Below are 8,078 nucleotides of genomic sequence, written 5' to 3' on the forward strand. Positions count from 1 at the left end.
AAAATAAAGAGCAAAGTAGAAGATAGATAATATTTCTCATGTTTTTGAATTTTACTTATACTGCATTTTTGAATTTCAACATTGCCTATAACGGTAAATTGTATGAGTAGTGGCAGATTGCGTGGCACTTTCCTGTCAAACCGCTAAGCAGTTTAAGCGGGCTACAAACCTTGATATTTACCACATCGCCTGCCATTACTTATACAAAATGTTATGGGCTGGCATTGTCTCTCCTTCTTCAATTCGTTTTAAATGACAAAATAATAGTTCTCCTGTTTTTTCATCTCTTAAATGCAGACCATTTCCTTCACAGTAATTAAAATAACCGCAATCGCCACATATTCCTGTTTTTGTCCAACTTCTGTCGCGATACATTGAGTATTTATTTTGCCAAACATCCTTAAAATTATCTTTGTAGATATTTCCTTGAATAAAATTGTCACGCAAATTTGGGCAAGCAGAAATAGAACCATCTACAAGTATTGAAGCAACATTAACACCTGCTCGGCAAAAGAAAAAGTTATCTCGCACTCGACCTTCATAATCTCCTAAAAATCCTTCACAGCCGTAGTTTAACTTTATTTTTCCTTCTTTACGGACTTTTTCAATGAAATCAAATAGCCCTTTAAATTCATTTGGCTTTAGTTGAAGTAATTCATTCTCTTTTGCTCTGCCAATTGGAAATATTGTAAAGATTCTCCATTCCTTTAATCCTAATTTTAGCAACAATTTGTAAAGTTCTGGAAGTTCATTTATATTTTTTTGATTTGCACATGTTACGACATCATATCGCAATCCTTCTGTTTTACTTAAAATGGCTATTGCATTTGCTGCATTTTTAAAACTATTCTTATTCCCACGAAGCCAGTTATGAGAATCTTCTAAACCATCAAGACTTATTGTTATTGCTCTAATTCCAGAATCAAGAAGACTCTTTATCATTGGAGCTTGCATACCCATTCCATTGGAAACAACTCCCCAGGGAAATCCTTTTTTATAAAGTTCTTTTCCAATTTCGGAAATATCTTTGCGTAAAATAGGTTCTCCACCAGTTAAAACAATCATTGTTTTATTTGGTATAATGTCAGGTGTAATTTCATCTAAAGCTTTAAAGAAATCTTCTTTAGGCATATCATTGATTGACGAATCCTTCATGCAGTCACTACCACAATGAATACAATTTAAATTACACCTTAATGTACACTCCCAAAAAATATAATTTAGTTGATGAATCTTTTTTTCATTTGCACGATATCTATTGTACAATTTAAGTGCAAGTTTCTTTTTGATGGAGATTTTCTTAACGGTCATTCTTTGTCTTTGAGTTTTACATTTACTTCTTTTTCTGTTTCTCCACTGTCCCAGTTGCCTGTTCCTCCTAAAAACTCAGGGTCAATAAATTCCACAATGGTATCAAGTGGTTGATAATCTCCATTAGTTTCTCCGTCTATATCCTTAAACTCAATTAAGAAAGTCTGGTCGTCAGGAAAATCTGTGTTTGAAATTTGATAATTGCCTGACTCATCTGTAAATGTTGTGTCAAATCCCATTACTACTCTAATGTTTGGAATTGAATTAAAAGTTACTTCAGACTTAACATTTCCATTCACTTTAAATGTTGCATATGGTGTTCCGTATTCAACAGCAGGAGTACCATATTCACAGCTACTCAAACTACATGCAGCACCAAATCCCAAAACTGACAGGAAAAAACTTATCAAGCCGTTAAATCTTTTAAATATTGATGTTTTCATGTTCTTCATATTTTTTAATCTTTTCTATAGATGCCTATTATGTTACGATGGTTGCTTTTGCTTGCCCATAACGGTGGCGGTATGGTTAGTAAGGGATTGCGGGCTTCTTTCCTGTCAAGTTACTACGAATTTTGGAGCGGGTTAGTGCGCCCCGAAAACCACTGAAACCCTTATTAACTATACCGCGTGTTACCGCCTGGTGTTTATTTTTCAGTCATTTTACATTTATTCAAATATTGTTTTTTGTCTGCTATATTTTTGATTACGAAGATTTAGTTTTCGCATTATTTTTTCTTATCCCGATTGACTTGTCCTTTGGAATTAATTCATCTGGGATGTGAACTTTATTTTTTGCTCTTGTTACGGCCACATATAGTAAATTTATCTCTTCATTTAGTTTGTTTCTATTATATCGTTCGTTATTTTCTTTGTAGAAATCAACAATTGATTTTTCTGTCATAAAATCGTCTGCTATAATTACTTCATCATATTCCATTCCTTTACATTTATGAACAGTTGAATAAATCATATCAGCGTTATTCTTTTGTGAGTTTGTTAAATGTATTTCCTTCAGACCATTAATTAAAGCAGGTAGTTTCCCTTTATACCTAATAACAAGATTGATTAGCATATTTAACTCGTTATCTTCTGTTTTCTTTGAATAATAAATCAAGTCTTTAAAGTTGCTAAACTCCTTAATTAGTGGATTTTTAATTCTTTCATTCTTTTTAGAATAAAGGCTTAATACATCCGAAATTATTGAGTTTCTCTCTCCAAATTTATAAGTTGAAATATGACCCTCGAAATAAATTGATTTTACTTTCTTTTTCTCATAAACATCGTCTATTGCCATTTCAAGCAATTTTAGGTTCGTTCGTGCAAGTGTTGCCTTTGTTTGTATTTGCTTTGTATTCCCTAAACCGATGATATTAATAGGTTTGTATGTTCCTATGTTTCTTTTTTGTTCTATAATTTTTACTGCCAGATGGGCAATCCCATTATTAAATCGAAAACTCTGTGTGAGGTTATAATCTTCAAAGTCAACTCTTTCAAGTGAATTAATTGCATATCGCCAACCATATATTTGTTGGTTACTGTCCCCAACAATTATTTTCTTTGAATTTTGCTTTAGAAAAACATCCAACATCGCTGGGGATGCATCTTGACCCTCGTCAAAAAAGATGTAATCATAATCCAATTTTGGATTTGATAGTTGAAACTTTTTCAAATAGAAATCATGAGTAAATCGCATTTCTCCAGTATCCATTTTTTGACAAAGCAGTTCAGCGTATTTATTGATTAGTTTAAGATGTTGTAAAGCAAAAGAGCGAGCTTCTTCATCAAATACAATATCCAAATAATTTAGTTCCGAAAATTGGTTAGTCGTGTTATTACAATAAAAAGTAAAAAAGCGATTAATATGTGATGCTAAAATAATTTTATCACTTTTATTTTCGCTGTCGTAATCAATCTCTAATGAGTTTAGTATTTCAATTGGAGAAATTTCAGTTGAAAGTAAATGTTTGTCCTCCTTTCCTACGATATGTCTATATGCTAATGAATGTGCAGTTGTAATATCAACGTTTTTAATGCCATTGGCTCGAAACTTCTTTTGTGCTTCATTTTTTACTGACCTATTAAAAGCTAAATACAAAATTTTTGAGTTTTTATTTCTTGACTTTGCAAATTCTAATAGCGTTGTTGTTTTTCCAGACCCTGCTACCGCATTTATTTTCAGATTTCTGTCGCAATTTAAGATTGCAATTTGTTCTTCTGTAAGTTTAATCGGTTCTGGTTTTGAATATGTGCGAGCTGAATATTGATGGTTTTCAAAAAGTTTTTGTTCAATCAAAAATTGGGAAACAGTACCTTCGCCTAACGGTTTAAGATGTTGTTCTTTGCATTTTATCACATAATCCTTGTAACAAGATATTTTTGAAGGATAGTTGTTTGTCTTTACTAGGGCTAAAACTATTTGCTGATGTTGCTTATTAAATAAAAAGGCATTCTTGTTGCCAATTTGTTTGTTACACAATACAAATAAACCTTCTTCTCTTCCTTGTTTTAGTGCATTTTTTAAGTTAGCAGCCTTGTGTCTTAGTGTGGCGGGATTGTTGATGTTTTTTAATCCGTACCAATCTTTAGTTTTTAACCACAAAAGAGTTTCTTTTAAAAAACTCTCTTTTGTGTTAAAACCCAAATGTTTTATTTCTGACTTTAGATTTGGGTAATTCAACATCATTAAACATGCTGCTGAATTAACCAATTCCGCTGATATTTTTTCGTCATTGTTAAATTTTGAATGAAAAATATCAAAGTCAGAAAGAGAAATAAATTGAGAATGTAGATTATCAAGATTTGATGCCTTAATTTTTTCGGTAAGTTCGTCTTCAAACTTTTTGAAATAATTGTAAACTGTCGCCTTTGATACAGGCTCCAATTCATTTTCTGAACAATTTCTAAGATAGTTTTGATATGTTAGGTCAAAGTCTTGAATTTGAAAGCTATTTTGAAATATTTTAATGTGCTTATCATTAAATTTTAGACTACTTTGATTTCCTTTGTTTTTGTGAATCAAAAAATCAAGATGGTCGCTTGAACCATTAAGACTTAGCTTCTCAAATTCCTTTTGTTTTCTTATTAAAGCTCTATAATTTGTAATATGACCAACACCTTTCCATGATTTGGTTTCAAGCCAAAGGTTAAACGTTTTTTGAAATTCAGATAATTTATCAAAACCAATCCCTTGACAATCCAGCTTAGTTACAAATTCAGATAATAATCGTAATGCAGCCGCACTATTGGAAAGTTCGGTTGCGATTTCTTCTGATTCTTCATATTTGTTTTGAAAGTATTCCTTGTCACTTTCAGAGATGTAAAGTTTATGAAGCTTTTCAAAGAGATTTATATGTTTTTGCTCTAACGCCATTTATTTAGAAGTCTCCTAAAGTTTCAATGTTTTTAATGTCCTTCCAACCAAATGCATTTTTATATTCATTCAAACTTTCTTTTGGCACATACAAAGTTAAGTTCTTGGCATCACCAACAAATTTCCAACCATCAGCAGAAGGATTTGTGATTTTAGGTGGCTTTATTGCCTCAATTTCTATCACGCCTAAACTTTTACAATTATCAAATGCTCGAAAATCTATATGTTTTAGTGATATTGGTAATCTAATTTTTTTTAGATGAGCACAATCTTCAAAACATCGGTGTTTAATCTTAGTGATAGAGTCGGGTAAATTAATTTGTTCTAAATCAAGGTCAGCAAAAACAAAATCTTCTATTATCTGAACACCATCTGGTACAATAAATTGGTTTTTATCGGTCGGGAAAACGGCTATTAATCGTGTCTTATTTTTGTTGTAAAGAGAACCATTGATTACGCAAAAGTGTGGATTTTCTTTACTTACCTCATATTCGATTTTATGAAATTCAGAACGTCCTAATATCGCAAGTCCTGATTGTATTTTTTTAACTGTTTTAGGAATAAATAATTTTTTAAGTTTAGTGAATTTAAAGTCGTCTTTAATTTCTTCTAATCCATTATTTAAAACTAAATTCTCTAAATTATGAGTCCACCCCAAGGCAGTTTCCTCTATTGACTTAACAGACGCTGGAACGTATAATTCTTTTAATTTTTCACAACCGCTAAAAGTCTGTCGTTTTAGGACAGTCAATTTATTAGAAAGCTTTACTTTTTCAATATTTGAGCAAAATTCAAATGCTAATTCCCCAATTTCAGTTACCGAATCAGGAATATCTATTGTCGTTAAGTTTTTACAAAAACGAAAAGCCCAACCTTCAATTATTTTCAATGATGAAGGGAATGTAATTGACTCAATTAAAGAATCAAGAAATGAACCATCTCCAATTACTTCCACATTTTCAGGAACTGAATAATGTTTATTTTTAAAGCCACTGGGGAAAGCGATAAGTTTTGTTTTGTCTTTATTAAAAAGTACTCCGTCTAATACAGAAAAATGTGGGTTTGATTCTTCAATTTCAAATTTCTCAAAATTGCAACATCCACTAAATGCAGCGCTTTCAATAATTGAAACATTAGCAGGTATTTTAATTGGTTTTAATGATGTACAATTACAAAATGAAAAACTTCCAATTCTTTTCAGTTTGTCAGGAAAATTTATTTCTTCCAAGCTTTCGCAATTCATGAAAGTTCCATACCCAAATTCTTTGAAAGTCTCAGGGATAACAACTGACTTTAATAGCATAGAGTTTTCAAAAACCTCTACATCGCTTGTTCCTTCAAGGTTTTTAGGACAAACAAATTTTCCCAGTTTTGAATAATATGTAAAGTCGCCTAAATATGGTTTGTCAGTCAAATAACAATCTCCTAAATCTAAATCAGTTAAAAATGGTGGTTCGTTAAAATATATTGAATGATTATCATCTTCATCAAATTCAACTTCACTAGAACACATGTCGTCCAGAAAATCAAAGTCTTTGGAATTTAAAAATCCTGAGATTTTCAAATGAGTAATATTCATTTTCTCAGTCTCCGAAATAAAGTTTTTCAAAGTTCCTGCTTGTTCAAGATGTATGATTTTCTCTTTTTTTCTCATTATTTAGATATGTGGTAGTGTCTTTTTCACACTTGGCGGTAACGGTTAGTACATGTTGTCGGGGCGGATTTCGGAGAGCGTTCCTGTCCGAAGGACACGGAACTGCGATGCGAGAATCCGCAGTTGGCGTACCACCGAACCCCGCCCTGCAATATGTACTGTGTTAGGCTTAGTTTTTTATTCATTTAAGGACATATTATTTTTTTCTTCATTAGTAGTTTGATTTAAGGTACAGGAAGTTACGGTTGTCTTGTGAGCTAAAAGTGAGATTGTTTCCTTCAATTTTTATAATGTACTGTTTCCCTAATAGTTTTTCGAAATCCAAGTATTGATTTATTCGATGTTCCTTCCGTATAAAAACACAGTTGTAGTTAAACGTATCTTGAAGCTTTCCACCATTCTCATGAATTACTTCCATTAACTCTTGCATGTAGTAGTTCTCATTATTATAAAGGAATATTTCCATCTTTTTTCCTGAACAATTGTTATTTTTTGGGTTGACTCCCCAACCGCCGTTGAGGTGGAAATATATTTCATTGTCTGGTATTAGGTTCAAAATAGTTTCTTCCAACTCCTTATTTTCAATGTTTAAATCTACAAGCTGGTAGAACTTATCTAAACTCGTATAATCATATTTTTTTAATGTAGGTGTCTGTTCTGAAGGAACAAAAAAACTAGTTCTGTCTTCAGCTTCAATTATTAAAGTATCGGAATTAAAATGATAAGTAGCGTTATTAAATACTTTTTGATTTTTAAAAGTTTCTGTAAAATTGGGAAAACAATAAACCGAAGTACACATTATTCTGTATGTTTTTAAAATGTCGTTAGAAATCTTGATGTACCCTCCACAGCCATTACAACCATCGTTGAAACCTAAAAAATTGCCATAACTCAAAGTATCATAAGAACTAGCTTTTTCAACAAAATCGCCAATATTAACAAACCAGCCTCCATGTTGTAAGAAGTCTTGAACTTCTTGTTTTCCCATTTCAATTAATTTTTTGGGTCGTTTTTTTTGAGGAAATCCCTGGTTGCTTTTTAGTTTATAAGCTTTTTCTATGCTGCTGTTGACTTCTTCCACCAAAGAGTCTGGAACATTCATTTTTACTAAACGCCAGCTACCTATCAACTTTTTATCAAAACCATAGTCTGGTGAGTTTGCTACTTTTTCAAGTCCATAATTAATAACAGAATCCTTTTCGTAATACAGAGATATTTTCTCGTTTTCAAGCAGTAATTTGTTACTTGAGATACTGTACTTAAATGTTCCATGTAATTCGTTACGCAAATCAAAAGTAGCTCCTTTAATTCCAAGATGACCTTCTATTCTTGGTCCAACAAGTCTTAGAGAGTCAACTTCTAATTGATAGAAACTTTCGAACGAGTAAGATTCACTGAATTTGTATTTTCCATCCATGATATAAAATGAACCCCAATGAGAAAATCTATTACTTGAATCATATCCAAAATAAATATATGGTGAAACACTTTCAGCAGGACTTTTAGAAACGCCATCAATTACTATTGATTTTAAATACCATTTACCCCTAATGTCTTCTGTCTTTTTTCCAGATGCAAGGATGGAGTTAACAATAAGGAATGTATTTAATATTATAGTCAGTTTTTTCATTTTTCAAAATTAAGCCTAACGGCAGTCTGTCTAAAAACCCATTGCAGGGCTTGTAATATTAGATTGATTTCTGCCGGTTAAGGGTTGATTTATTATTCCGGGATTATTCAT

Annotated in this window: 6 protein-coding genes; 1 reads left to right on the forward strand and 5 read right to left on the reverse strand. The window is 31.8% G+C overall.

Annotation, left to right across the window (positions count from 1 at the left end):
* Nucleotides 1-195: 195 nt before the first annotated feature.
* Both BUB08_RS19720 and BUB08_RS19725 read right to left on the reverse strand, forming a co-directional pair.
* Complete coding sequence (locus BUB08_RS19720) at nt 196-1,311, reverse strand: TIGR04133 family radical SAM/SPASM protein (protein ID WP_073003650.1); 1,116 nt, start codon at nt 1,309-1,311, stop codon at nt 196-198.
* Complete coding sequence (locus tag BUB08_RS19725) at nt 1,308-1,754, reverse strand: radical SAM-associated putative lipoprotein (protein WP_175550060.1); 447 nt, start codon at nt 1,752-1,754, stop codon at nt 1,308-1,310. Before BUB08_RS19725 ends, BUB08_RS19720 begins: the two co-directional genes overlap by 4 nt.
* Before the next feature lie 30 nt (nt 1,755-1,784).
* On the opposite strand from BUB08_RS19725, the gene BUB08_RS20710 reads away from it, so the two are divergent.
* A complete protein-coding gene (locus tag BUB08_RS20710; RefSeq protein ID WP_262493958.1) occupies nt 1,785-1,919 on the forward strand; it encodes a hypothetical protein in 135 nt (44 codons plus the stop codon).
* A gap of 97 nt (nt 1,920-2,016) precedes the next feature.
* Here BUB08_RS20710 and BUB08_RS20185 read toward each other — a convergent pair whose 3' ends face one another.
* The 3 genes from BUB08_RS20185 to BUB08_RS19740 all read right to left on the reverse strand — a co-directional run bounded on the left by BUB08_RS20185 (nt 2,017) and on the right by BUB08_RS19740 (nt 7,967).
* Nucleotides 2,017-4,683 carry a UvrD-helicase domain-containing protein gene (locus BUB08_RS20185; protein WP_083570892.1) on the reverse strand — a complete coding sequence of 889 codons (2,667 nt, stop codon included), beginning with the start codon at nt 4,681-4,683 and terminating at the stop codon, nt 2,017-2,019.
* Between the two features lie 4 nt (nt 4,684-4,687).
* Nucleotides 4,688-6,337, reverse strand: coding sequence for a leucine-rich repeat domain-containing protein (locus BUB08_RS19735; RefSeq protein WP_073003652.1), 1,650 nt, complete (start codon nt 6,335-6,337; stop codon nt 4,688-4,690).
* A gap of 211 nt (nt 6,338-6,548) precedes the next feature.
* Nucleotides 6,549-7,967: a hypothetical protein gene (locus BUB08_RS19740; protein WP_073003653.1), complete on the reverse strand. Its 1,419-nt coding sequence runs from the start codon at nt 7,965-7,967 to the stop codon at nt 6,549-6,551.
* Nucleotides 7,968-8,078 lie beyond the last annotated feature (111 nt).

It is taken from the genome of Mariniphaga anaerophila (genome assembly GCF_900129025.1).
Taxonomy (GTDB): Bacteria; Bacteroidota; Bacteroidia; order Bacteroidales; family Prolixibacteraceae; genus Mariniphaga; species Mariniphaga anaerophila.